At 43.0% G+C, this 24895-nt stretch carries 22 protein-coding genes and 1 pseudogene; 21 read left to right on the top strand and 2 right to left on the bottom strand.

The annotated features are described in order from the left end of the window. Nucleotides 1-33 precede the first annotated feature (33 nt). From ACAN54_RS27430 to corA, 4 genes are all read left to right on the top strand, one after another. Nucleotides 34-1146, top strand: a complete 1113-nt coding sequence (locus ACAN54_RS27430) for a DUF3048 domain-containing protein (protein ID WP_379163272.1) — start codon at nucleotides 34-36, stop codon at nucleotides 1144-1146. A 187-nt stretch (nucleotides 1147-1333) separates the two neighbouring features. Further along, on the top strand, nucleotides 1334-1951 hold the full coding sequence (locus tag ACAN54_RS27425; RefSeq protein ID WP_379163269.1) for a DUF47 domain-containing protein: 618 nt from the start codon (nucleotides 1334-1336) through the stop codon (nucleotides 1949-1951). 13 nt (nucleotides 1952-1964) lie between these two features. Beyond that, complete coding sequence (locus tag ACAN54_RS27420; RefSeq protein ID WP_379163266.1) at nucleotides 1965-2954, top strand: inorganic phosphate transporter; 990 nt, start codon at nucleotides 1965-1967, stop codon at nucleotides 2952-2954. Nucleotides 2955-3123: 169 nt separating this feature from the next. Then, on the top strand, nucleotides 3124-4083 hold the full coding sequence (corA, locus tag ACAN54_RS27415) for a magnesium/cobalt transporter CorA (protein ID WP_379163263.1): 960 nt from the start codon (nucleotides 3124-3126) through the stop codon (nucleotides 4081-4083). A 163-nt stretch (nucleotides 4084-4246) separates the two neighbouring features. Here corA and ACAN54_RS27410 read toward each other — a convergent pair whose 3' ends face one another. Further along, nucleotides 4247-4807: a tyrosine protein kinase gene (locus ACAN54_RS27410; protein WP_379163260.1), complete on the bottom strand. Its 561-nt coding sequence runs from the start codon at nucleotides 4805-4807 to the stop codon at nucleotides 4247-4249. 428 nt (nucleotides 4808-5235) lie between these two features. Here ACAN54_RS27410 and ACAN54_RS27405 point away from each other — a divergent pair, with 428 nt between their 5' ends. The 10 genes from ACAN54_RS27405 (at nucleotide 5236) to ACAN54_RS29935 (ending at nucleotide 13539) form a co-directional block, all read left to right on the top strand. Next, the gene (locus tag ACAN54_RS27405) at nucleotides 5236-5526 is read left to right on the top strand and encodes a YerC/YecD family TrpR-related protein (RefSeq protein WP_020428424.1); all 291 of its coding nucleotides are present in this window, start codon (nucleotides 5236-5238) and stop codon (nucleotides 5524-5526) included. A gap of 3 nt (nucleotides 5527-5529) precedes the next feature. Then, nucleotides 5530-6300, top strand: a complete 771-nt coding sequence (locus ACAN54_RS27400) for a sirohydrochlorin chelatase (protein ID WP_379163256.1) — start codon at nucleotides 5530-5532, stop codon at nucleotides 6298-6300. A 258-nt stretch (nucleotides 6301-6558) separates the two neighbouring features. Continuing rightward, on the top strand, nucleotides 6559-7452 hold the full coding sequence (locus ACAN54_RS27395; protein ID WP_379163253.1) for a diacylglycerol kinase: 894 nt from the start codon (nucleotides 6559-6561) through the stop codon (nucleotides 7450-7452). A 215-nt stretch (nucleotides 7453-7667) separates the two neighbouring features. After that, nucleotides 7668-9266 carry a 23S rRNA (uracil(1939)-C(5))-methyltransferase RlmD gene (gene rlmD, locus ACAN54_RS27390; protein WP_379163250.1) on the top strand — a complete coding sequence of 533 codons (1599 nt, stop codon included), beginning with the start codon at nucleotides 7668-7670 and terminating at the stop codon, nucleotides 9264-9266. A 598-nt stretch (nucleotides 9267-9864) separates the two neighbouring features. Then, the gene (locus tag ACAN54_RS27385) at nucleotides 9865-10110 is read left to right on the top strand and encodes a hypothetical protein (protein WP_379163247.1); all 246 of its coding nucleotides are present in this window, start codon (nucleotides 9865-9867) and stop codon (nucleotides 10108-10110) included. Further along, on the top strand, nucleotides 10104-11681 hold the full coding sequence (locus ACAN54_RS27380; protein ID WP_379163244.1) for a DUF262 domain-containing protein: 1578 nt from the start codon (nucleotides 10104-10106) through the stop codon (nucleotides 11679-11681). The genes ACAN54_RS27385 and ACAN54_RS27380 overlap by 7 nt, the downstream gene beginning before the upstream one ends. A 33-nt stretch (nucleotides 11682-11714) precedes the next feature. Next, on the top strand, nucleotides 11715-12176 hold the full coding sequence (locus tag ACAN54_RS27375; RefSeq protein ID WP_379163241.1) for a hypothetical protein: 462 nt from the start codon (nucleotides 11715-11717) through the stop codon (nucleotides 12174-12176). Further along, nucleotides 12173-12898: a hypothetical protein gene (locus ACAN54_RS27370; RefSeq protein ID WP_379163238.1), complete on the top strand. Its 726-nt coding sequence runs from the start codon at nucleotides 12173-12175 to the stop codon at nucleotides 12896-12898. The genes ACAN54_RS27375 and ACAN54_RS27370 overlap by 4 nt, the downstream gene beginning before the upstream one ends. Before the next feature lie 190 nt (nucleotides 12899-13088). Then, nucleotides 13089-13352, top strand: coding sequence for a hypothetical protein (locus tag ACAN54_RS27365; protein ID WP_379163235.1), 264 nt, complete (start codon nucleotides 13089-13091; stop codon nucleotides 13350-13352). 109 nt (nucleotides 13353-13461) lie between these two features. Next, a complete protein-coding gene (locus tag ACAN54_RS29935; RefSeq protein ID WP_489685754.1) occupies nucleotides 13462-13539 on the top strand; it encodes a DUF7695 domain-containing protein in 78 nt (25 codons plus the stop codon). Between the two features lie 100 nt (nucleotides 13540-13639). Here the strand turns inward: ACAN54_RS29935 and ACAN54_RS27360 are convergent. Continuing rightward, nucleotides 13640-13786: pseudogene (locus ACAN54_RS27360) on the bottom strand (helix-turn-helix domain-containing protein); the annotation flags it as partial. 265 nt (nucleotides 13787-14051) lie between these two features. On the opposite strand from ACAN54_RS27360, the gene ACAN54_RS27355 reads away from it, so the two are divergent. The 7 genes from ACAN54_RS27355 to ACAN54_RS27325 all read left to right on the top strand — a co-directional run bounded on the left by ACAN54_RS27355 (nucleotide 14052) and on the right by ACAN54_RS27325 (nucleotide 24877). Further along, on the top strand, nucleotides 14052-15107 hold the full coding sequence (locus ACAN54_RS27355; RefSeq protein WP_379163232.1) for a DNA cytosine methyltransferase: 1056 nt from the start codon (nucleotides 14052-14054) through the stop codon (nucleotides 15105-15107). A 10-nt stretch (nucleotides 15108-15117) separates the two neighbouring features. Beyond that, complete coding sequence (locus tag ACAN54_RS27350; protein WP_379163229.1) at nucleotides 15118-17061, top strand: hypothetical protein; 1944 nt, start codon at nucleotides 15118-15120, stop codon at nucleotides 17059-17061. Next, the gene (locus ACAN54_RS27345; RefSeq protein ID WP_379163226.1) at nucleotides 17051-17914 is read left to right on the top strand and encodes a hypothetical protein; all 864 of its coding nucleotides are present in this window, start codon (nucleotides 17051-17053) and stop codon (nucleotides 17912-17914) included. Before ACAN54_RS27350 ends, ACAN54_RS27345 begins: the two co-directional genes overlap by 11 nt. An 11-nt stretch (nucleotides 17915-17925) precedes the next feature. Further along, nucleotides 17926-18663 (top strand): DUF6339 family protein, encoded by a 738-nt coding sequence (locus ACAN54_RS27340; RefSeq protein WP_379163223.1) that lies wholly within the window; start codon nucleotides 17926-17928, stop codon nucleotides 18661-18663. Between the two features lie 167 nt (nucleotides 18664-18830). Then, a complete protein-coding gene (locus tag ACAN54_RS27335; protein WP_379163220.1) occupies nucleotides 18831-20540 on the top strand; it encodes a DNA cytosine methyltransferase in 1710 nt (569 codons plus the stop codon). 223 nt (nucleotides 20541-20763) lie between these two features. Continuing rightward, entirely contained in the window at nucleotides 20764-22236 is a 1473-nt protein-coding gene (locus tag ACAN54_RS27330; protein WP_379163217.1) for an ATP-binding protein, read from the top strand. After that, nucleotides 22229-24877 carry a Z1 domain-containing protein gene (locus tag ACAN54_RS27325; RefSeq protein WP_379163214.1) on the top strand — a complete coding sequence of 883 codons (2649 nt, stop codon included), beginning with the start codon at nucleotides 22229-22231 and terminating at the stop codon, nucleotides 24875-24877. Before ACAN54_RS27330 ends, ACAN54_RS27325 begins: the two co-directional genes overlap by 8 nt. Nucleotides 24878-24895 lie beyond the last annotated feature (18 nt).

The following is a 24895-nucleotide window of genomic DNA, read 5'->3' as shown; positions in this document are numbered from 1 at the left end:
GGCTCCATAAAACTTTTAGGAGGAAAAACACATATGACCCTAAGCCGATATTCTTCCTGCCTGATCACCGGCTGTGTGCTTGCGGCCCTGCTGCTCTCTGCTTGCGGGGAAAAGGAAGCGGAAATAGTGACTGCGCCTTCACCTTCGGCAGCACCAACCCTTGCTCCGTCTCCAGTCACATCTGCGGAGCCATCACCAGCGGTCGAGCCTGTCATTGGGCGAGTCACCTCCGGGCTGACCGGACTTCCGCTGGAAGAGAGCGTTCTGCCCCGCCCTTTGGCGGTGATGATCAACAACGCACCTGCTGCACGGCCGCAGTCAGGAATCAGCGAAGCGGATATTCTGTACGAGGTGCTGGCCGAGGGCGGAATTACACGGCTGATCGGGATTTTCCAGAGTCATACCGGCGTGGTCAAAATCGGACCGATCCGCAGCATCCGCCCGTATCTCATCGACATCGGTGAAAGCTACGGCGGTGTAACGGTACATGCTGGGGGCAGCCAGGCAGCGTATGCCATTCTCCAGAAGGAGAAAAAGGATGACATGGACGAGATCGGCAGAGCCGGAGCTTACTTCTGGCGCGACAAGGCGCGCAAAGCGCCGCATAATCTGTACAGCAATGCCGCCAAGCTGCGCGAGGGTGCGGACAAGCTCGGATACGCCGGAACAGTGGAGGTTCCCGGGTATCTTTTCACAGATCCCAATTATGTGCCGGTTGAGGGGAAGCCTGCGGCAGAGTTCACAGTCAATTTTCTGCTGAAAAGCTATAATGTGGGGTACAAATACAGCAATGAACGTGAGACCTATCAACGCTGGGTGAACGGTAAGCCGCATCTGGACCTGAATAACGGCAATCCGGTAGAGGCGGCCAATGTGATGGTGATGGGGGCTGATCATAAAGTGCTCGATGACGTGGGAAGACTGCAGATCGATATCGAGCTGGGAGGGGAGGCTGTGCTGTTTCAGCGTGGACAAGTACAGAAGGGCAGATGGTCACGCAAGCCGGGAGATGTGATCCGCTTTGTGAAGAATGATGGCACAGAGGCGCTGATGTATCCCGGAATCACTCATATTCTGATAGTGCCGAACGCTCCTTCCTTCAGCAGTCATATTCAATATGCACCGACTCCAGTGCCTAACGGGTAGAGACGCCAAAACATGCGGTTCGGATGATTATTTTTACGATTACAGGGAATTGTTATTATAGTGTAAAAAAGTTCGTTTCTTTTACTTCTATCCCTCCTATTGATATGATAAGATAACAAGGGTTGTCATTCATTTTCATGCTGTTTACATATGAATGGCTGCATTTTATGTAAAGGGGTTTAAACTAATGAAGTTGAGAAAAAAGGACATATTCTTTGAGACGCTGGAAAACATGGCTGATACCATTGTCCAGGCGGCAGATTATTTCGCTCAGAATATTACGACTCTGCGGGAGAATGTCGAGAATTTCGCAGCGGTGATGAAGAAATATGAATCCCAATGCGACACGTACACGCACACCGTTATCAAGGAATTGAACAAGACGTTTATCACACCGCTGGAACGCGACGATATTATGGACCTCATCACCAGTATGGATGATGTTATTGACGGTCTGGAAGCTTCAGCTTCACGTTTCTATATGTACAATCTGCTGGAGCCGGACGAATATATCGTGCAATTCGCAGAGATTCTCCGCCAGTCCGCCTATGAAATTCAAAAAGCGGTTCATTTGCTCTCCCAGAAGAAGCTGCTGGCGATCCGTGAGTACACTATCCGTCTGAACGATCTGGAGAACCAGGGCGACGAAGTGCTCCGCATCTGTACCAAAGCCTTGTTTGAAACGGTAAAAGACCCGATTGAGCTGATTAAGCGCAAAGAGCTGTACGAGCGGCTAGAAACTACAACCGATAAATGCGAAGATGTAGCGAACATGCTGGAATCGATCATCATGCGCAACTCATAAGGGGCCTGGAAAAATGGAAACATCAATATTTGTACTAGGTTTTGTTATTTTTCTAGCGCTTGCATTCGATTTCATCAACGGGTTCCACGATACCGCTAATGCGATTGCCACTTCGGTCTCCACACGGGCGCTTCGTCCCCGGACCGCTATTCTGATGGCGGCTTCGATGAACTTTATCGGGGCACTGATGTTTACGGGTGTAGCCAAAAAAATCGGGGGCAGCATCACCGATCCGGCCCTGCTGGATAACGGGATAGACATCGTCATAGCGACACTGATCGCTGCGATTATCTGGAATCTGGTAACCTGGTGGCTGGGGATTCCTTCCTCCTCTTCCCATGCGCTTATCGGTGCGCTTGCTGGAGCGGTCTACGTAGGTGCCGGTACGGAGCATATCAAATGGCATGGCTTTATTGAAATTGTCGAGGGGCTCGTATTCTCCCCGCTGATTGCTTTTGTCATTGGTTACATCGTCATGACGATTCTGAAATGGATCTTCGCCAAACGCAGTCCGCATACCGTGAATAAGGGCTTCCGCTCCATGCAGGTTATTACGGCGGCGCTTCAATCCTTCACACACGGTACCAATGATGCGCAGAAGGCGATGGGGATTATCACTTTTGCACTCGTTACCTCCGGACGTCTGGAGACTATGGAAGTTCCTTTATGGGTAAAAATCGCTGCAGCAACGTCCATGGCACTGGGCACGTCGATTGGCGGCTGGAAGATTATTAAGACTATGGGAACGAAGATTTTCAAGATTGAGCCTATTAACGGTTTCGCTGCAGATATTTCCGCCGCTTCTGTTATTTTCTCGGCTACACTGCTGCACTTGCCGGTAAGTACGACACACGCCATTACATCGTCCATTCTCGGTGTAGGTTCAGCCAAACGCTTCTCTGCTGTGAAATGGGGAGTCGCTGGACGAATTGTGATCACCTGGTTTATTACCATTCCAATCAGCGCTGTGTTGGCAGGGATTATATTCAAAATCATATTCTAAGCAGCATTGCTGCTTATCAAGATGTCACGGAAGCCACGGATGGCTGCGGACATCTTTTTTTGTTGGGCGGGGAGCGGCGGCAGACCATTTGGGGTGAAAGCAGTTCTTGCTGTACAATGGTTACGTGCAATAAAGAGTGATGGGAAGATGTAATAGACGGAGGACTTATATGATACGAACGCTTGCAGTTACACATAAGGGTGAGGTGCTGACGGATCTGCCGCTTCAGGACATTACCCTGGCAGACTATGCCTGGATTTGGGCGGATTTCTCCACCCCTACAGCGGAGGAGACCCTGCTGCTGGATACTTATTTTCATTTTCACCCCTTGGCGATTGAAGACTGCATGCATATTCTGCAGCGCCCGAAGCTGGATTATTATGAGAACGTGCAGTTTTTTGTACTGCATGCGCTGAATGAACGGACGCTGGAGGCCGAGGAGATTGACCTGTTCCTCAGCAAAGGCTTTCTCGTATCCTATCACCATCAGGAGAAACCAGAGATGGATGAAGCCTGGCAGATGGTAAAGGCAGAAATTCATAGCCGCAAAGGCTGGTCCGGCGGTCCGATGGCTGCTGCGTACACCGTGATGGATAAGCTGGTAGACCGGTATTTTCCAAGCTTGTACGCTTTAGAGGATGAGCTTGCTGATCTGGAGAGCCAGGGCGGCAGCGAGTCTGTAGAAGACCTCATGAGCCAGGTTTTTAATGTGCGCGGACGGCTGCTTAAGCTGCGCCGGACGATCGTGCCGATGCGTGACTTGATGTACCGGATCGTGAATTCGCAGCATGTGCAGAGCAACGGGGAGGAACGGATCTATTTTGGCGATATTTACGATCATCTGCTGAAGCTGACGGACATGATTGAAGTGGACCGGGAAATGACCGCCGATCTGCGCGACAGCTACATCTCGCTCAACTCGAACCGGATGAACTCGATCATGAAGACCCTGACGGTGATTACGACCGTCTTCATGCCGCTGACCCTGATCGCCGGAATTTACGGGATGAATTTCCGGATCATGCCGGAGCTGGACTGGAAATATGGCTATTTTGGGGTGCTGATGCTGATGCTGGTGCTCGGTGTGGGCATGTTCCGCTGGTTCCGGCGCAGTGGCTGGTTTAAGTAAAGTGCTGAGAAAAGTATGAAGCTAGCGCCAGGTTTGCCTGAAGCGTACCCTGAGAGGTACGCTTTTTTTTGTGGTGTTCTAAGCATGGAGCGGGGCAGCGAAGTGATGCACTGCACTACGGAACCCTTGACAGCTACCCGTCAAAAAGCATCAAAAAAGCCGCCTACTTCCGGCGGCGTTTAACAGAGGCGGGGGAGGATTTGCGCCGGCTCTTCGGCACTGTTTTTTTGCGTGGCTGTAATCCTTGGCGTCTCTTCTTGCGCCGTTTGGGGCTGTAGAGTGCTGCATCTTCTTCAGCTGCAAGCTCACCTGCACCCGAGCCCTTCTTCTTGCCAAAGCTGCCCATGACCAGCTTCACCATCGGGGCCATCTGCTGAAATCCCTGCATAACCTTCTGCACCTTGCCCATAGAATTGACGATGCCGTCGACGCCGCCCAGCCGGTCAACAATCCCCTTGATCTGTTCCATGTTGGCGAGATTCCCGAGATTGCCCAGTCCTCCAAGCAGCCCGCCGGGTTTGGCAGTAGCGGCTTCGGCAGCGGCAGCGGGTATTGCGAGTGCGGTCTCTTCGGCTGCCTCTACACCTACGGCAGGTAGCATTCCGGGTTGCCCGTAGACGGGAGGGTAGGCATATGAACTGATCCCGGGATACGGCGATGAAGGATACGGCTCGGCCAGTGAACGCCCGCCCCGGCGGGAATGATTATAGTAATGATCAGGCATAACATCACATTCCTTCGTTAGTGGTTTGCTATACTGTATGTCATAGGCGAACATAAGGTATAGACGAACGCCCGGTTTACCGGGATAGCAGCGGAAAAGGGCGGATGCCCACCTGCCGGTGCAGGAAGTGAAGAAACCGTGACCATGCTTGATTTTCGGCACTTATGTAGTACTATAGTTAAGGCAGTAAATTCTTATGGATTCTGAGCAGAAGCTTGTGAGCAGGTTTAAATTTGTACACGTGGGGTGGACGTTTGTCCGTCATTTTCGCTCATTACAGCGTGAAATCGTTAATGCTTGAAAAATGTGCTCCAGTACAATATAGTAGAGGCAAGATAGTCATTACATTTAAGCTTTTGAACTCTTTTTTTTGAAGGATATCTTATCAGTGATATCAGCACTGACCAAACTTTAGGGGATGATAATCGATGCAGCTTAAGAAGCTAAACGATAAAAGTATAGACCAATTATTTGAAGCCATTTTAACATTAAAAGATATGGAAGAGTGCTATGTTTTCTTTGATGATTTGTGCACGGTGAATGAGATTCAATCCCTTTCGCAGCGTCTGGAAGTCGCACGTATGCTGGGCAAAGGGTCTACATACAATCAGATCGAAGCGGAGACCGGAGCCAGCACGGCGACAATTTCGCGTGTGAAGCGCTGCCTGAACTACGGAAATGACGGATACAAATTAACGCTGGAACGTCTGGGACGATAAACCATGAAGACGGGCGTACTGATTATTAGTCATGGCTCCCGCGACAAAGCCTGGGTGTCGATTGTCGAGGAAGCTGTAAGCCATTTGGTGCTGGAGGAGGAGATGCCCGTTGCGGTTTCTTTTCTGGAGCTGGTCGAAGGCCGGTTAATACAAGATGGTATAGATAGTCTGGAATATGAAGGGGTCACAGATATTATTGTGATCCCCTTGTTTGTTTCTTCTGGCAGTACGCATGTCGATGAAATAGAGTATGCGCTGGGCGCCAAGCCTGCGCCGGAGAAGGAGACGGATCTTGAGCCTTTTGACGTCAAGGCCAAGGTGCATTATGGTTACCCGGTCGATGACGATCCGGATATTGCTGTTATGATCTGGGACAAGCTGCGTGAACTGTCTAAGCACCCGGAGCGGGAGACGATTCTGCTCGTAGGCCATGGCAGCGTCCATGAGGGCTTCCGGCAGCGCTGGCAGCAGGGAATCTCCTCGCTGGCAGAGCGTGTCCGCCAGATTAGCGGAGCCGCAGCGGCGGACTACGGTCTGCTGAACCCGGACAATGTCCGGAGCAAGGTGGAATATTGGCGGGAGCAGGGGCATGACGTGCTGGTGGCTCCGCTTTTTTTGAGTGAAGGCTATTTCACCAAGCGTGTGATTCCCGAGCGGCTCCTCGGTCTGGAGTATGCCTATTCGGGGCAGACGCTGCTGCCGCATCCCTTACTGCCGCACTGGATAGAGCAGCAGGTAAAGGTTATGCTGGAGCGGATCCGGCAAAGCTGTTAAGAATATTGTGCTGCAAAAGATAGCGCTTCCGGTATTTATTACACCTCCTGCCGCATACACTGATATATGCTTACTGCTGAGGAAACCCTTCTCGTTGAAACGGCACCTGAAAGCGATAGAGAGTAAGATTTCTTCGTTTGCAGAGTCCCTTATACCAGGATGGCGAAGCCGCTTCTGCTTACCGACATTGCTTGTAGGGTTCCGAATTGGGTATAATCAGTAAGGTTATCTATTATATAAACAGGTGGCGTTCCGGTAATGAAAACTGCGAGATTGATCTATAATCCCACTTCCGGTCGGGAAGAAATGAAGAAACGGCTCGCCGATATTCTGGACCGGCTGGATATTGGCGGCATTGAAGCCTCGTGCCATGCAACAAGCGGAGAGGGAGATGCTACGGCAGCGGCAGCGGAGGCTGTCGAGCGCGGGTGTTATGATCTGATTATTGCGGCGGGCGGCGATGGTACGCTGAACGAGGTGATTAACGGCATGGCTGAGAAGCCGAATCTTCCCCCGCTCGGTGTATTGCCACTGGGTACAACTAATGATTTTGCCCGGGCGATGGGCATTCCTAAGAACTGGGAGGATTCTGTTGATCTGATTCTCCGTCAGGAATCGCGCCTGATTGACCTCGGCAAAGCTAACGACCGTTATTTCATTAATATAGCCGGCGGCGGAAGACTGACCGAGCTGACATACGAGGTTCCCAGCAGGCTGAAGACTATGATGGGCCAGCTTGCCTACTACCTGAAGGGTATTGAAAAAATGGCCAGCCTGTCACCGCAGGAGCTGTACATCCGTGCCAATGGCCAGGAACTGATTCATGATGAGTTCATGTTATTCCTCATCGCCAATACCAATTCTGTAGGCGGCTTCGAGAAGCTTGCTCCGGATGCCCGGATCGACGATGGGCTGTTCGATGTGATTGCCGTTAAGAAATGCAATCTGGCCGAGTTCATCCGCCTGGTTAGCCTGGCGATCCGCGGTGAGCATCTGCAGGACAAGAAGGTCGTGTACTTCCGTACCGATGCGATGGAGGTCACCTCCCCGGGATACGTTCAGCTTAATCTGGACGGGGAACTCGGCGGCACGTTGCCAGGCAAGTTCCAGATCCTTCCGCAGCATTTGCGGATTTTTGCGCAGAATAACTAGAGGGTTGTCCGGGTCCGAATTGGGAGATAATCGGCCGCGGGGTCATCAGATTACGATGATATCGCAACGATCTCCCGATCGGGAGGGATCGCCAGTTGGTAACGGACTGAGAGGCTCTTATTCCGGGCGAGAGTCAATTGTACACAAGCTAGATTACAAGGCTTGGCCATAACAAGATGAATCGTGAAGATAATGAAAGAAGTGAACCTATACACATGAGTAAACACCGCAGTGGACGCAGCGCAAGCCGCCCTGAACCTGGACCGGCCTCTGTCGCCGGACTGCCAGTGAATAAGAATGATGAGGTCCTGCTCGATATCATCGGCATGACCCATGAAGGTGAAGGGGTAGGCCGGGTCGAGGGCTTTACCCTTTTTGTGCAGGGCGCTCTTCCCGGTGAGAAGGTCCGGGCCAAGGTGCTCAAGACCAAGAAGCAGTATGGCTATGCCAAGCTGCTAGAGCTTGTACGGCCCAGTAGCGACCGGACCCAGCCGCCATGCCCGATCTATGATCAATGCGGCGGCTGCCAGCTGCAGCATATGGATTACACCGCCCAGCTGGCGTGGAAACGCCAGCTGGTGGTGGACAACCTGCAGCGGATTGGGAAGCTACAGGTGGCGGGCGCGTCAGATAGAGGCGCTGGGAACAGCAGTGCTGAAGGTGATGCTGACTCATCAGGCGCGGAGGCGGCAGATGATATCCGCAATGGGGCGAGTACAGGTGCTGCGGATTCTTCGGCTGAAGGTTCTAAAGTAGCAAGTACAAATGCCGCAGATTCTCCAGTTGAGAGAATCATCGTCCGGCCTACCCTGGGTATGGACGAGCCTTGGCGCTATCGTAACAAGGCTCAGGTGCCTATCGGCGTCACCGAAGGCGGGCTGGTCGGCGGCTTCTATGCACGCGGCAGCCACCGAATCATCGACATGGAGACCTGCCTGATCCAGCACGAGCATAACGATGATGTCGTAGCTGCGGTGAAGCGAATCGGCAGAGAGCTGGGCATCTCTGCCTACGATGAAGAAACCGGACACGGACTGCTGCGCCACGTCGTGGTGAAGAAAGCCTTCCGCACCGGCGAAATGATGCTGGTGCTTGTGACTAACGGCCGCGACATTCCGCATCTGGACGCTTGGATCGGCAGCATCCGCGAACAGCTCCCAGATGTAGTCAGCATCTGCCAGAACGTGAACACCCAGCGGACCAACGTGATCTTTGGCAATGAAACCCGCGTACTGTGGGGCAGAGATGTCATCTACGATTATATTGGCGATGTGCAGTTCGCCATCTCCGCCCGTTCGTTCTATCAGGTGAACCCGGTACAGACTGAGGTACTATACGGCAAAACCGTAGAATATGCCGGACTGACTGGCAACGAAACGGTGATCGATGCCTACTGCGGCATCGGGACGATCTCGCTGTTCCTGGCCCAGCATGCGGCTAAAGTGTACGGTGTAGAGATTGTGCCTGAAGCTATCGAGGATGCACGTTCTAATGCTAAGTTGAATGGGATGAAGAATGTAGTGTTCGAGGTAGGCGCGTCCGAAGACGTGATCCCGAACTGGAAAGAGCAGGGCGTCACACCAGACGTAATCGTTGTCGATCCGCCCCGTAAGGGCTGCGATCCTAGGTTATTAGAGACAATCCTTGCGATGAAACCGGAACGGGTGGTGTATGTGTCGTGTAATCCGTCGACACTAGCGAGGGATTTGCGGGTGCTTGAGGATGGCGGGTACACCACCGTCGAAGTGACTCCGGTGGATATGTTCCCGCATACGTTGCATGTGGAGTCGGTGGCTTTGTTGGTGAGGAATTAAACAGATTGCTGAAAGACAATGGTGGCGCGGGTTTGGAGAGTAGTACAGATGAGATTAAAATGTGATATAGAAGATCAAAAATAATAGAGTTGACTGATTGTTGACGAAATTAATAGATTAATAAGGAGCTCCTTGATTCTTGAGTCGAGCATTTTCAATTATTAGGATAGGGATTCGACTCCCCATAGCTCCATGCTAACCCCGCTCTTGGAGCGGGGTTTTCCTATTTCAGAGGCAAAAATGAGATCAGTCCAATTCAGGATTACTCAAACCCAACATCCCCTTGTACGTTTTTAATTCCATTCTGTTCCGGTAGAAAATTTCTATTTTTCTATATCACAAGAAGTTTATTTAATTCTTGTAAACCACCTCTTGCAAAGATTCAAGCCGATTTTCGCTCTGCGAGATTTGAGTAAATAAATACAGATTCATACAAAGACTGTCGTGCATGAGAAGGGGCATGTTGGAAGAATATTTACTGTATTTTTATGGGCAAGCTTTAGGAGTTCTATCATCCAACTCAGAGAAAATGATATTATGATAAAATATAAGAAAAAAATTCCAACCAAATAACATTGTGGTTTGATAGGGGGAAAATATGCTATTTAAATACAGTAAGGAAGAAAGCTCAGAGCATTTCTATTGTTTCACCCATGATAAAGGTGGCCATTATTGGGTTGAAAAAAGTTTTTACTGTGAAGTTCCGGATGAAACCGAGACATACGACCTTATCAGTGACGCACCAGGACATAAAAAAATTGAAGAGATCCTTAAGGGCGAATATCTGATCCGACCTATCAGCGGGGATACAGATGGGACAGCACGCATGTCGAGAAATTGTTAAAAGATCTCTATGAGGGAAAACAGTTAAAAGACATGAGCCGGGAAATTATTACTAAAATTACAGATGAAGTAGACTTCCAGTATCTTAAAGAGCATGTTGAAGAGAACAAGAAGATAAAAGAAAAGTACAAGTATTGTATACAGCCACTTGTTGTTATGCGCAAGGGTAGACGGAATGTTTATGATGTAGTTGATGGTCAGCAACGTATTACAACAATCACGATTATCTTGTCTGCACTGAAATTATGCAAATCTATTTACGGCAGTACAGAACAACAGAAAATTCCGATACAAATTAGTTACGCATCAAGGCCTGGCAGCAAGGATCTCCTTCAGTTCTTATGGGACATGGAAGCTGACAAGTCTGAAGAAGAAATCAAATATTTTAATCAGAACGACTTTCATGAATGGATATGGGATGAATTTCGTAAAAGAAATGATTTTAAGAGAAATATCGATTTCGACCATATAATTAATGCGTTCAGGGAGTCGGTAGATTTCTTTCTTGCCATCATGCAAGACTTTAGACAGGAGTTTGGGAAAAGCCGACTAATGGAGTACATTGACTATCTCCAATTCGTTTTATTGAAATGCACGGAGGTCATCTGGTACATAGCAGATCCGGATTACTCAGAGCAAGTCTCAATTAATGAACGAAAAATATTTGCTAACTTCAATACAGGAAAACTTCCTCTAACGAATGCCGAATTGATCAAGGCAATGTTCATGAACCCCTCCAATTATGGGGAAGGTGGCAAGATCAGTGACCGTCAGATTGTAATCGCGGAGAAATGGGATGCTATAGAAACTGCACTTCATCATCCGGATTTCTGGAGCTTTGTTCCGCATCCAGGTCAATATGACTATACCGGTAATTTAATCCAGTATAAGGAAACTCGTATTGACATCATCTTTGATTTCCTTGTAATGCGAAAGTGGTTGGGAAAGAATCGGTCAGGAAATTACAGGAACGACATTAGCCATTACATACAACAATATAAACAGGCTTCTCTCGATCCATACCATACTTTCAATCAGATAGAGAAGTGGATTGAAACTGAGCTATTTGGTGCAACATCGCCTGAGGCGAAGCGGGATGTGATGGACAAGTATTGGAATGAAGTAAGGGAAATTTATACAAGCATCAGGGAATTTTATGACGACGATGGGAGGAATTCGGAAAATTCCAGCAAGCAGTATAATTTAATCGGATTCTATATTTATGCATGTAATACCCGTAAGGGAGACGGTACATTCTATACAAGTTATAAGAACAACAATGTCATCAACGATGTGGGTAAATATGTCTACCTCTCCATATTTGGATTTCTGAACTTGTTGGCCCAGACACATAGAAATACTCGTGAAAAACTTGTGAAAGAAGAGATCAAAGAGCTACTCGGTATCCAAAAGGGTAAAGAAATACCAGTGTTTCTTCGGGAAATCAGCTATGATAAGAATAACAGTCCGATCGCAATCCTTCTTCTACTTTACAACATTGCGCTACTTAATGCCTCGGGGGGGGTTGGAAACCGATTCCATTTCTCTAGCTATGCAATGATGACTTGGTAGCGAGAGCATATTTTCGCGCAGGAGGAGGATTATTTGCATGACAGCAATTTGGTGGATGAACGAAAAGCAGCTCTTCGTTCGTTAGCGAAAGGGCATGACTACTTGGATATTGAGACAGGACTGAAAGTAAACAGTCTCATGCAATATATTAATATTAAAAATGGACATTCGAAGGACCATTGCCCGCTTAAGGACAATGACATAAATCCGATTCCAGTCGACGCGGCAGCCGTGTCCGCTTTCATAGACCGCTATGAAAGCTCAACAGGGTATCATAGGGAGTATGTGGGTGCGTTACGTACACGGAGGCGAGCGAAAAATGTGCTTGATATGAATGACTGGCTGGATACGGCCAACCGCATTCGAGAAAGCCATGAACATTTTAAGAAAGTCCCCTCTCGGCGATCCAAAGATGAGCTCATCGAGACTATTCTCACTTACAGAAGCGATAACAGATTCTTTTTTAAAATATCGTCTTCGATGTCTTCAAATTGATTGGTAAAGAGCCTGAAAGCTTTATCAAGCAGGAACAGGATACATTTGTTTTCGATCAAGAGCAGTTCAATCAGATGGTATCGGATAAATTGCAAATTAATCCTGAAACGATGCGTAGCAATCCGTTTGAAGAATTCGTAACTAATGTTAGTGAACTTGGGTATGCGAAAGCTGTATTCAGAGGTTGGATGGAGAGCACGGACGAAAATGCAAAGATTAAAATTAACAAGATTGGTGCCGTCAATAAAGCCATTGCCACTAGGTATGTCAAGAAACTAAAAGAAACACTTGGGTTCGATATAGAAGACAAAAACAAATTTTACGAGTATTGCGATAGGAGAGTAACTCTTCAAGATGCACTGAAACTCTATTTAGATTTGCGCAAAAAAGGGAACAGTACAGGGACCTTTGCTTCTGATGACGAACTACCTGGTGTCGATGAAGAGGCATGGAGGGATGAGCTGGATGACGAAGAGATATCACAATTAGACTCTTCTGAATCATTTCATACTATCGAAGGACTGAAACAGAAATTTGAGCTCACGGAACAAGATATTGAGTTTATTATGATTGCGATTGACAACCATTTAAAAGACCTAGCTCAAAATATCGACTTGTTTTTCAAAAATGACTACACAAGGTTATTGAACGATCATTCCTTGGGAAACTTGACGTTGCTTTCCGGAAGCGTCAACTCAGTGGTGAAAAACAAGTCTTATTAAGAAAAACGTGATGGAGTTTATCAGAAATTCAAACAAGGTAGCTTCATTCCTCTTGGTACAGTACTCGTGTTTACCGATTTGTATACTAGGAGCTTGAATACTGCCGCACAATGGCTACCCGAAAGCCGGCTTGCCTATTTCCAGGACTTCACACGCACCATGGTCCAATTTTTTGACGGAGTTGAACATTATGAACAATGACTTGCAAAATGATATGGAGAAATGCAATACCTTATATAGTCTGCTCGAAAGTTTTGAGGTTCGTATTCCAATAATCCAACGTGATTATGCGCAAGGTAGGGACAACGCAAAAGCTAACGAAGTGAGAAAAAGACTGCTGAATGATATCATACGTGCTTTAATACTGAATCAGCCTTTGGATTTCAATTTTGTTTACGGGAACAAACACGGAGAAATGTTTTATCCTGTTGACGGACAAAAGGGATTCCTTTGAGTAGACTGAGCTACTTCAAGGAATCTCTTTTATTTTATAGAGAAATTGATCTATTTGTTTGAAGGAGAAGTCATATGAAGAAGAAAAGAATTATCCGTAATGCTGTGCGCTGTACCTTGCTGTAATCGAATCAATGACTACTCATGATGTTAGTTTTTGTTCATGTGGTAAAGTTGGTGTTGACTGAGGGCATGATTACTTGCGACGCATAGGTAGTCTGGAGGACTATGATGAACTTTCAGAATGGTTATCTAAGTAATCTATTTTTTCAGTCGAAGTCAGGCTAACTAAGAGCATCCTTTTATCAGCCAATCTTTTATCGACTCCTGATAGAATAAGATTCTCATTCTTATTCTGATTTGAGGTATTTGTTTCTCACGGACCATTGAATTGATACAATCCGCTGAGACACCAAGAAGTTCAGAAATTTCATTAACAGTTAGAGTGAGTTTATATTAATAAATGTTTTGACAGGAAAACAACTATCTTGGACCTAGATCCTTTTCTATATGAATTGGTATAGAGCCACTTGATCCGGAGGAAGCGCTTCGTTTTGAGATACCCCCTTTTTAAAGAAATAAGTTGAATCAGCTTCACTCTACTAATGAGGAACATGAAGGAGTCAGTCAGATTTCGTCGAATTATATACAGAAAAAACTTTGTTTAAATTGAAATTTTAAGCTTACGGAGTTGGATGAATTGGAACAGGATATTAAGCAACACACATATAAAGTTGGAAGTTTATTTGCTGGTATTGGTGGTTTTTGTAGAGCCTTTAAAAACGAAGGATTTAATGTGATATGGGCAAATGAATTAGATCCTCATGCTTGTCAGACATATAAGTATAATTATCCTGAAACTAAACTTTATGAGAAATCTATTGAAGACTTATCGGTTATTAGCGATGGACTGGAACCAGTTGATGTCCTCACTGCAGGGTTTCCTTGCCAATCTTTTTCTCTGGCAGGAAATAAACTCGGTTTTGAAGATCCGAGAGGTAAACTATTTTTTGAAATAATAAGACTAATAAAACAGTTCGGAAAAGATAGGCCTAAGATACTTGTTCTTGAAAATGTAAAAAACCTACTATCCCACAATAATAATCAAACATTTAGGAGAATTGAAGAGGAAATTCAGAGAGCTGGTTATTGGTTCAGGGCACCCGTAGATGAAAAAGGAAACCTAAGATCACAATTCAGTAATGCAATGATACTTAATACCAGAGAGCACACAAATATACCTCAAAATAGAGAACGGCTCTATATGGTTGCCTTTTCGAATGATTATTTTAAAAACAATAACTTTAAGTTTCCTTTAAGAAATGAAGCAGGTTTGAAAGACGTTAGGGGGTTTTTAAATCTTGATTCTAAGACTGATCCTGCTTTTTATTTCGATGAAAATTCTAAGTACGGTAAGTTGTTTGCAGAAAAAATAGCAAATGGAAATAAAGATTCCGTTTATTTGTTAAGGAGAGCCTACGTAAGGGAGAATAAAAAAGATTGTACTTTCACTCTTACGGCGAATATGGGTGAAGGTGGGCATAACGTGCCTGTTATACAGGATGACTGGGGAATTAGAAAACTAACACCCAGAGAATGTGTCCGTCTCCAAGGTTTTAAAGATCATCAGTTATCATTTCCAGAAGGTATGTCAAAAGCGAAACAGTATAAACAAATTGGTAATGCTGTTACGGTTGAACTTGTGCAAAAATTAGCAGCAGAATGTCTGAATAAATTAGAGAGTTTACAAAAATGAGGAGAACGTTATGATTAATTGGAATTTCCCATCTAATAATTATGGTCAAGTAACGGGTTTAAATGATGCTGGAATAGAAACTTTTCGTGGGAATCCTTTGGATTCATTGGCAAGAGAAATTAACCAAAATTCATGCGACGCAAAGGATACTAATAATCCTGGACCGGTAGAGGTCCATTTTAGTTTGTTTGATGTTCCTTCCATACATTTTCCCCAAATAAATGAATTTAAAAATATACTTAAATCCTGCCGGGAGTATTGGAAGGATAATATCAAAACTGCTCGTTTTTTTGAAAATGCGCTTTCGATAATGGAGCTAGAACAGATCCCCTTTCTGAAAATTAGTGATTATAATACAACAGGGCTAACTGGGGTTAATGATGGACATAGAGGTGGCTGGCACAACCTTATAAAATCAGTTGGCTCTTCAGATAAGGACTCCCAATCTGGGGGGTCCTTCGGAATCGGTAAACACGCTCCTTTTGCATGTTCTGATCTAAGGACCGTTTTTTACGGCACAAAAGAAGTAGGAAGCGGAACAGAGGCTTTTCAAGGTGTGGCTAAGCTGGTAACTCATCTCAATGAATATGGGGAACCGACGCAGGGGACTGGATATTTCGGGATAATTGAGAAAAATAAACCGATTGTTGCAATTGATGATACGTATGATCTCTTCAAAAGAGCGGATGTTGGTACAGACATATTTATTGCTGGTTTTAATGAGAAAGCCGGATGGGAAGAAAAAGTAATTAAATCTGTTCTTGAAAATTTCTTTATTGCTATATTGAATGAAAAATTAATTGTCAAAGTGGGAGAAACAACAATTAACGCTAATTCATTATCGGGTTTGTTAGAGAAGTACACAAAAAATGACCCGGAATGCCTCTCATATCATTACTATGAAGCCTATACCCTATCGAGTCGACACCACTTCCCTAAGAAGAACTTTTTAGGTCTGGGCGAGATAGATTTATTTATTCTTCCAGGAAAAGACCTACCTAAACGAGTAGCTATGGTGAGAGGGACGGGCATGAAAATTTATGATAAAGGCAGTTTCCGCACACCTTTTAAATTTGTAGGTGTTATGATTGCAAAAGGTGAAAAGTTAAATGATTTCTTAAGGAAAATTGAGCCACCAACGCATAATGCCTGGGAACCTGATCGGCATGAAAATCCGGAAGACGCAAAGGGTATTATAAGAAGACTCTACGCTTGGATAAATGAAGAAGTTCGATCAATTACAATAACTAGTAATGAAGAAGAATTGGACGTAGAGGGGTTAAGCCAATATCTACCCGACAATGATGGTGCTTCTTCATTAGAAGTTCAAGCCCAGCAGGAGCTCGTTCAAAACGGTTCAAAAGGGGAAAAGACGGTTCCTAAGGATATTGAAATTGAAATTAATCATAGAAGAATGAAGCACACAACATTTGTTGTAAATAATGAAGGCTTTGCTGCTTATCAGGAAACTGCAGCTCGATCAGAAGATGAGGAGTTTTCACAAGGAAGTGAAGATGATGGTGCTGAAGGGAACGAAATGGGATCTGGCGGAGAAAGTAATAAAACATCAAACAGAAATGATAAGAACGATCAAACTGGTTCGGGGGAAGGGAATTTGACCGAAGGTAATAATACCCCTACACCAAGCAAAAATTTGCGATTGGTACGCTCGCGTATATTCTGTATAGATCCTGCAGCTGGAACTTACAAAGTATCTGTGCAAACAGATGCAGATGGTGCTGGTTACGTCGGGATTAAAGTCATAGGAGAAGTAGGGGGAGAAGCAGCTCCTATTCAATCCGTTGTTGTATATCAAACAGGAGAAAGTGTATGTCTTGGAAAAAATGGAAAGATCGGACCGATATCTTTTTACAAAGATAAAAAATGTGATTTAGTCGTCACGCTGAATGATTCGCTTCGGTGTGCTTTGGAGGTAGCGATTCATGCAAATTAACTTTCGTCAGTACCCACATCCGGTTCTATCATATTTCGCTGATGATGTTATTGAAAGTGATTTTCAGGCCTCACTGAAAAGCAGTAAAACCCAAAATACTTATATATTTGAGGCCTACTGTGTAACTAGCTGTGATGGGATCAACCAGCTTATAGCAGAGAAAAAGGCCCGCTTTGCTTTTCATTTTGAATGCTCGACAACTCGCTTTCGTAAAGTATTTACATCATTTGAATCTAATTTTACCTTTCAGCTGCCTGCTGATTCTATTGAGGGAAAAGTACAGATATGTTCTTTTATTTTGGCTGCAGTGAATATAGATCATTACTCATTATCAGAGTTTCACCCAGATTATGAAGGACACACCTTTTTTATAAAAAAGGGCGACGTTTTAGCGATAGACTCAGAGAGGACATTCTTTGCTGAAAAGGAGTTTGACCCCCTAAAAAGGATACCTTCTATTTTTTCTGTTCAGCCTAATCGTGGTCATAATGTGCTGCCTTTTGACATGGATTCTTCTGGTCATAAAATTATCATTAAGCTTTCTGAAGATAATTTTGAGCACTACAAGACGATTTCACTAAATCAAAATCTACAGTCCTTGCTGTCCTCGTTAATTATTATGCCTGTGTTAGTATCCGTATTAGAAATAATTAAAAATGGGGAAGATCAAGATTTTGATCTTGAAGAATACAGATGGTATCGAGTAATTAAAAACAGGCTTAAAGAGTTAGGAATTGATCTTGAAAATGAAAGTGCTTTTTCTGACTCTACTCTAGCTGTTGCTCAAAAACTTATCGGGGACCCGTTAAATATATCGCTATTGACTCTTGTTAATTTTGAAGACGAAAACTGAGGTGTCGGATTTTGGAACTAAATTATATTAGTGACAGTTTACTTGAGGAATTAAAAGTTAATATTTTAAGCAATCTCGAAAAGTATACGTCAAATGAGATTTGGGTTGATCGATTCTTTGGAGGAACTGCGTGGGATTTCCCGTCGAAGATTAGAATTGAGAATATTGATTTACATATGCCTCAGAGCAGTACAATCCATTTTGATTTTGAAAATACCAAAAAAATCTATACTTCCTTAAAAGGTCTTTCAGTTATACAAGCAACAGATGAGAGATTATGGGTTTATTTGACGCACACTATCTTTTGGAATTACATGAGAAAAAGGTGGCCTGTGGAGTCGTATTTAGATAAAGATAAACCGGAAGAAGCAATTAAAGAACGCTATTTCTTCATGGCTAATCGGGATAGGGCGTTAATCCGAAACGGTATTGCTCGATTATGGTGGTACGGCTATGTTTCTTATGATGAAAATAGAGAAGACCCTTTCGAACTTACCAAGGTGCTCCTTTCTAAATTAGATATAGCCCAGAGTCTTCTTGAACGTAGTTTTTCAAGAAACCCTGATATAACGAAAGCTGTTCTCTCAGTATTAAATCAAAAAGAGCTGGAGTCTTCATTTATCGAGAGAGAAAATTTTAGAAGCCTGATGATGTACATTAATCAGCTTGGAGGTGTTACAATTTTAGATACCTTGGATCGAGAAGATCTAGAGGAACTTGTTAGAGAGAAGATCGAAACGTTGGCTTAATAATAATCCTACCCTACCAAAATAGGTGGGATTATTATTTTGTATAGCATGTTTTCTTGAAATATTGTATTCTAATAATTTACGAGTTACCACTTGAAAAATAATCTTCGAAATGTTAAGCTGCTTATATACGGAACGGATGTTCGTGAGCAAGGGGTGGGTATATAATGAAAAATAAAAAGCTGTTAGCGGTTGATTTGTTTTCTGGAGCTGGGGGGTTGAGTTTAGGTTTTTTGCAAACGGGTCAAGTGAAAATTGCAGCCGCGGTGGAAAACAATGAGTCTGCCCAAAAAACCTATAGAAGAAATCATGATCTTTACAATTATGAGAATGATGATAGAAATATTAGATACTTCAACGATATTAGAAAAGTTAACTATCAAGAGATAATAGATGAGTGTCAAAAGATAGATCTTGTTTTTGGTGGACCACCTTGTCAGGGCTTTTCGAATGCAAACCGGCAGAAGTCAGAGCTCATTTCAACCAATAACCAGTTGGTCAAAGAATATGTAAGAGCTATTAAAGAGTTAAATCCAGACGCATTTGTAATGGAAAATGTTAAAGCTATGAAATCGGACAAGCATAAATTCTTCTACTCATCAAATGACCAACAAGAGGTAGTGGAAGCATTGGGGATACAACTAATACCGGATAAGGTTATTTTAGGAAGTGAGAATAGTTTAACCGATGAACTAGTCAGTTTTCTTAGAGATTGCATTCAGCGGAAGATTAATCTATCTCCATTCATAATAAATGATAAGAATTTATTTTCTAAAATAAGTCATATCAGTAGAAAAGAGAAAGAAGCTCATATATATATTGAAAAAGCCCAAAATGCTTTACATAAAGCTCTCTCGAACTGGAAGGAACAGCATAATAGTTATTGGAGTATTTATTACCAAGAACAATGGATGAAGCTTGGGGATTTGATAATGAATAAAGATCTAACAGATTCATCCCGAAAAGATTTATTTAATACTTTAAATCAAATCATTGAAGTTCAAAAGATTTTGATGAAAATGAAAGAAATTCAAGCCAACGACATTGAGATAGTTGATATTTTACCTGATCATAAAAATATTTGTATTAATGTGCAGACATACGGTGTAATGAGTTACTTAACCTCCAAATTTAAGAACCTTGGTTATACAATAAATGAAGAACATATCATAAATGCAGCGCATTTCGGTGCACCCCAGCTACGAGAACGCCTTGTTCTTATTGGAGTCAAAAAAGAGTTTGTAGGAGATAATCCTGTAGTACTACCAGATTCTGTTGTTAAGGAACCAAGTCAGTTTTATAAAGTGGAAGATGCCATTGGAGATCTTGAGGAAATTGAACCATTTACAACAATGGAAGCAGATCAACCAATTGATAAACCACCAACTAAAAGCAATAACCCGCTTCTTCAATATTTACGTGGAGCTAATGATAAACTACAAAACCATGTTATGACCGAAACAACTAATACGGCTTTAGAGAGATTTAAAGTATTGCAGCCAGGGCAGAACTTTCATGATCTTGATGATTCTCACAAACAAACATATTCTGATCCTGGTAGAACTCAAAATACTGTATATCTAAGGCTTAATTACAAAACTCCATCCGGGACTGTTTTGAACGTTAGGAAGTCAATGTGGATCCATCCACGTAAAAATAGAGCAATAAGTATTAGGGAAGCAGCGCGACTTCAAACTTTTCCGGATGACTTTATTTTTGAGGGTTCTAAAGATTCTCAGTATCAACAAATTGGAAACGCCGTTCCACCGCTTTTGGGGAGGGCAGTTGCTGAACAAGTATTAAACTATCTAGGGATATCTGTACAAGATAAACTAAAAGATATAATAATTCGCCAGGAAACAGTTACAAAAATTTAGGTTATGAGTCTCTACTCGATTCGAGTAGGAGGCTCTTTTTATTTTGAAAAAATGGATAACCATGTTTTAGGAAGGATATAAGTCCCATGTGTCGAATATTGCAGTATACAATAGTCGGAAAGGCTCTTACATATTCCGATTTTTTTCATGCTAACAAAGTGGTTATCATAACCAACTGCTTATTTTTTTCGACAATAAATACTTTTTAATGGGAGTACTCATTATGAATATAGTTGTAACTCAGCCATCTGCTACACCCGTTATCCAAGCACTTCGTTCATTAGGATATAACGCTGGTACCGCAATAGCGGATTTGGTGGACAATAGCATTGATGCAAAAGCAACTAAAATCACACTCGAATTTAAGTGGTTAGGAAACGACGGGACAATAATAATTGCAGATAACGGTTCTGGTATGGATGAAGATATGCTCCAAATAGCTATGAACATAGGCTCGAAAGACCCACGTGTAAATAGACAACCCAGTGAACTCGGAAGATTTGGTATGGGACTCAAGACTGCCTCATTTTCTCTTGGTAAGCGGTTAAGTGTTCTTACTAAACATAAGGGAGTTTATGCACAACGGTGTTGGGATCTTGATCATGTGTCCCAATGTAATGAGTGGCAGCTGTTCACGAAAATCCCAGACGAAGTTAGGGAATTAATGAGGATTGAGGGAGATACCGGCACAGTTATTTGTATAGACAAGCTGGATCGTTTCATGGGAGCGGGGACTGCAAATACCATACATGAAAGCAGTTTTTTCACCAAAGTTCGGCGGATACATAATCACTTAGAGTTTGTATTTCACTCAATTATTGAATATGGCAAAGTCCAGATTATCTTAAACGGAAATGTTCTTGATCCATGGGATCCTTTTATGATTAAACATCCTTCTACTCTGGAAGGTGAGATACAGGTTTTAAACATCAATGGAAACAGAATAAAAGTTAAATATTATGTACTGCCTCATGCCTCATTTTTAAATGAACAAGAATATAAAAGAGCCGGAGGCAATAGAGGGTGGCGAGACCATCAAGGTTTTTATATATATCGCGAGAACAGACTTCTGCATTACGGTGATTGGTTGGGTATGTTTCAAAAGGATTCTTCATCCCAGCTAGCAAGAATTCGCATAGACCTACCAAATACGGCTGATGATGATTGGCAGGTAGATATAAAAAAGTCAGCTGTGATTCCACCGGATAACGCAAAAACAAGGATGGAATCAATAGCGAAATTTGTTCGCAAAATTTCTCGCGATATCTTTTACTTTAGGACTCAAGGCTCTCATTCTAACCAAACCTTTAAAGGGAGTCTCAATACATGGGAGTTGTCGGGAAGTGACGAAGGGCAGCAATTTATTTTAAATAGAAATCATCCTATTTTATCAGAAATTCAGAACAGAATAGATGACGAAACCTCAAAACTGCTTAATATGTATTTAAGGTTCGTTCAGTTGGGATCACCCAGTAATATTATTGATTCACCCAAAGTGGCGGAAGAAGTCATTCAAATGGTCACTGACGCTATGAAGGAGTTAGTGGTCCAATTCGCTTCAACCTTAACTAAGCTTCATGTTGTTCAAAATCAACAACAGCTATTAGATGCACTTATTACTCAACCTGCCTTTGATGGTCTAAATCGCATAACGTTGAAATCAATTTTGGAAGAGGTGAATATCAGCTATGAATGAGGCAAGAGGGCTATTTGAACAAACATTTGCAACTAATTATATGAACTTAAAGTCATTCTTGCCCAGCCAAGAAAAGGCAGCTGAGCAAGCTCTAGATCTAGCAAAGCTAGTAATACAGGGACAAAAAGTAGAGACGATTCTGATTGAGCAATGGTCGTTGGAAATGTACTTAAAATATAATGTTAATTTTGACATTATAAAAACTCCCGTATTACGTCAAGAAGAAGCGGGCGATTGGTATAGCCCCAAACTACTTTTAGGGGTGTTTTTCTGGACCCGATACAGAGATTATCTAATAAGAGTCAAACATTGGGACCAAGCGGCTGTTGACTCCATTGATGATTCAACAAATGAAATCATGCGGTCTTTGGGCAACCCAAACGAAAACACCCCTTTTGATAAACGGGGTCTTGTATTAGGGTACGTGCAGTCCGGAAAGACCGCTAACTTCACAGGTCTCATTAATAAAGCTTACGACGTTGGATATAAATTAGTGATTGTACTATCAGGTGTTCATAATGATCTTAGAGCGCAGACACAGCTTAGATTGGATGAAGAAGTGATTGGCAGCAGGGTCGATAGGGAGGGCAAACCAGTTGGAGTAGCCCAAATCTATGCTAATACGCCTAATCATATTATTTCAACATGGACTACAGTTGAACGTGACATTTCATCTGAACCGAGTGGTATCTTTAACTTAAATCAAAGAACTCTTATGGTTGTTAAAAAGAATAGTATTGTCTTAGAATCTCTGAAAAATCAACTTGAGTATCAAAAGAATTTATTTAAATTAGATATTCCTGTTTTAATAGTTGATGATGAAGCAGATCAGGCATCTGTTGACACCTCTAAACAGGATGAAGATCCAAAGACAATTAATAAGTTAATACGTCAAATTTTAGAAGTATTTAATAGAAGGTGTTATGTAGGCTATACAGCAACCCCTTTTGCAAATTTATTAATTAGTGCAGAAGCTAAAACAGAAGAGGAAGGTAAGGATCTGTACCCTAAAGATTTTCTTGTCGGTCTCCTGAAGCCTAAAGAATATTGTGGTCCGGAAGAATTCTTTAATGTTGAAGAAGAGTCGGACGATCCACGCCCAAGTTTAATTCGTCCTTTGAGGGATCCAGATATAGAAGTCTTTACTGGAATTAAAACAAAAGGTGATGCGGGGAAATTTGAAGAGGTCCCTCCACAGATGGAAGAGTCCATCTTGGTATTTCTTTTAACTATTGCTGTAAGAAATCTTCGAGGCCAGAGGAACAAGCATAACTCGATGCTTATTCATACCTCTCGTTTTAAAGATGTTCAATCAAGTGTAAAAGACGGTGTGGATAAAGTATTTAAGGAAATTACAAAACAGATCCAATATAACAAAAATAGTGAAATTGTAGAAGCAATTAAATGGATTTATGAGGAAGATGTTATTCCAACAAGCAGGGCATGGCCTGAGGATATTCAGGAATTTAGTTGGGAAGATGTTTATCAGGAGCTAAGAGAGAGTTCGAAAAAGGTCCGTGTTTTTGAAATTAATGGAAATAGCAAAGATGCTCTAGACTATCATCAATATAAAGAGGATGGTTTAAACGTAATTGCAGTAGGTGGAGATAAGCTGTCACGGGGACTCACACTCGAGGGACTTAGTATAACTTACTATTTTAGAAATACGTTGATGTATGACACTTTAATGCAGATGGGGCGCTGGTTTGGATATCGGAAAGGATATATGGACTTGTGCAGAATATACACAACTGCAGAAATTGCTTCGAATTTTGAACACCTAGCTATTGCAATGATTGAACTGCGAAAAGAATTTGACAGGCTAGCACTAGCGAATAAGACTCCATTGGAATACGCTGTAAAAATGTTAAGTCATCCAACTATGACCTTAACGAGTCCATTAAAAATGAAAAATGCTGCTATAACAAATGTTATTTACCGGTTAACCCTGCAGCAAACTCGTATATATGAGAACAAGGAAACTTTTTTTTCTCACAACATGAAAGTGACTGAGAACTTTATTGATAAACTCTCCTCTCAATTTACGAAAACGCATATTGGATCAGGTAAAACTGGTTATTATATGGTTCCGGAAGTGGAAGCAAATACAGTATTGAATTTTCTGTCTGAATACAAGACCAGCCAAGGCGCTGATAAGGTTGATAGCAGCAAAATTGTAAATTATATTCGGCAGGTTAATGAAAATGGAGAGCTTTTACATTGGACAGTAGCAGTGGTTGAAGGAGAGCCAAGAGATAAAAGTGGTTTTGAGAAATTCCCAGTACAATTCGGGACATTTAAGATTGATTCTGCAGTGGTACGTGGGGTTAAGGCTGAAGAGTATAACAACCAAGGGCAGGCTAAAATTGATATACGCGCTATAGTTGCTTCGCGGCAGGAATTCATAGATCTCGATCAAGCCGCAATAAAGAATATGAAGGACAAACAAGATATTCGAAAGCTGCGGCCAAAAGAAAAAGGCATGCTTCTAATCTACCCGCTTCATCCTAAAGTAAAAGTATTCGAATCCCTTAGTTTTACCTTTAGCGAGAAAATGGTCCCAATTGGTATTGCGATCTCATTCCCGGACTCAGTGTTAGATGATTCTAAAATTTATGAAGTGAACAAAACAATAAAATAAGTATTCTAAATAGAGTGA

Source organism: Paenibacillus diazotrophicus (assembly GCF_042610465.1).
Note: the sequence above shows the minus strand (reverse complement) of the source record. Positions and strands in the feature narration are given on the sequence as shown.

Coding starts and splice junctions, on each gene's coding strand:
- ACAN54_RS27325 (WP_379163214.1), top strand. CDS start 22,229: ATGAATGAGGCAAGAGGGCTATTTGAACAAACATTTGCAACTAATTAT.
- ACAN54_RS27365 (WP_379163235.1), top strand. CDS start 13,089: ATGAACAATGACTTGCAAAATGATATGGAGAAATGCAATACCTTATAT.
- ACAN54_RS27405 (WP_020428424.1), top strand. CDS start 5,236: ATGCAGCTTAAGAAGCTAAACGATAAAAGTATAGACCAATTATTTGAA.
- ACAN54_RS27345 (WP_379163226.1), top strand. CDS start 17,051: ATGCAAATTAACTTTCGTCAGTACCCACATCCGGTTCTATCATATTTC.
- ACAN54_RS27420 (WP_379163266.1), top strand. CDS start 1,965: ATGGAAACATCAATATTTGTACTAGGTTTTGTTATTTTTCTAGCGCTT.
- rlmD (WP_379163250.1), top strand. CDS start 7,668: ATGAGTAAACACCGCAGTGGACGCAGCGCAAGCCGCCCTGAACCTGGA.
- ACAN54_RS27410 (WP_379163260.1), bottom strand. CDS start 4,807: ATGCCTGATCATTACTATAATCATTCCCGCCGGGGCGGGCGTTCACTG.
- ACAN54_RS27350 (WP_379163229.1), top strand. CDS start 15,118: ATGATTAATTGGAATTTCCCATCTAATAATTATGGTCAAGTAACGGGT.
- ACAN54_RS27335 (WP_379163220.1), top strand. CDS start 18,831: ATGAAAAATAAAAAGCTGTTAGCGGTTGATTTGTTTTCTGGAGCTGGG.
- ACAN54_RS27330 (WP_379163217.1), top strand. CDS start 20,764: ATGAATATAGTTGTAACTCAGCCATCTGCTACACCCGTTATCCAAGCA.
- ACAN54_RS27425 (WP_379163269.1), top strand. CDS start 1,334: ATGAAGTTGAGAAAAAAGGACATATTCTTTGAGACGCTGGAAAACATG.
- ACAN54_RS27385 (WP_379163247.1), top strand. CDS start 9,865: ATGCTATTTAAATACAGTAAGGAAGAAAGCTCAGAGCATTTCTATTGT.
- ACAN54_RS27400 (WP_379163256.1), top strand. CDS start 5,530: ATGAAGACGGGCGTACTGATTATTAGTCATGGCTCCCGCGACAAAGCC.
- corA (WP_379163263.1), top strand. CDS start 3,124: ATGATACGAACGCTTGCAGTTACACATAAGGGTGAGGTGCTGACGGAT.
- ACAN54_RS27395 (WP_379163253.1), top strand. CDS start 6,559: ATGAAAACTGCGAGATTGATCTATAATCCCACTTCCGGTCGGGAAGAA.
- ACAN54_RS27430 (WP_379163272.1), top strand. CDS start 34: ATGACCCTAAGCCGATATTCTTCCTGCCTGATCACCGGCTGTGTGCTT.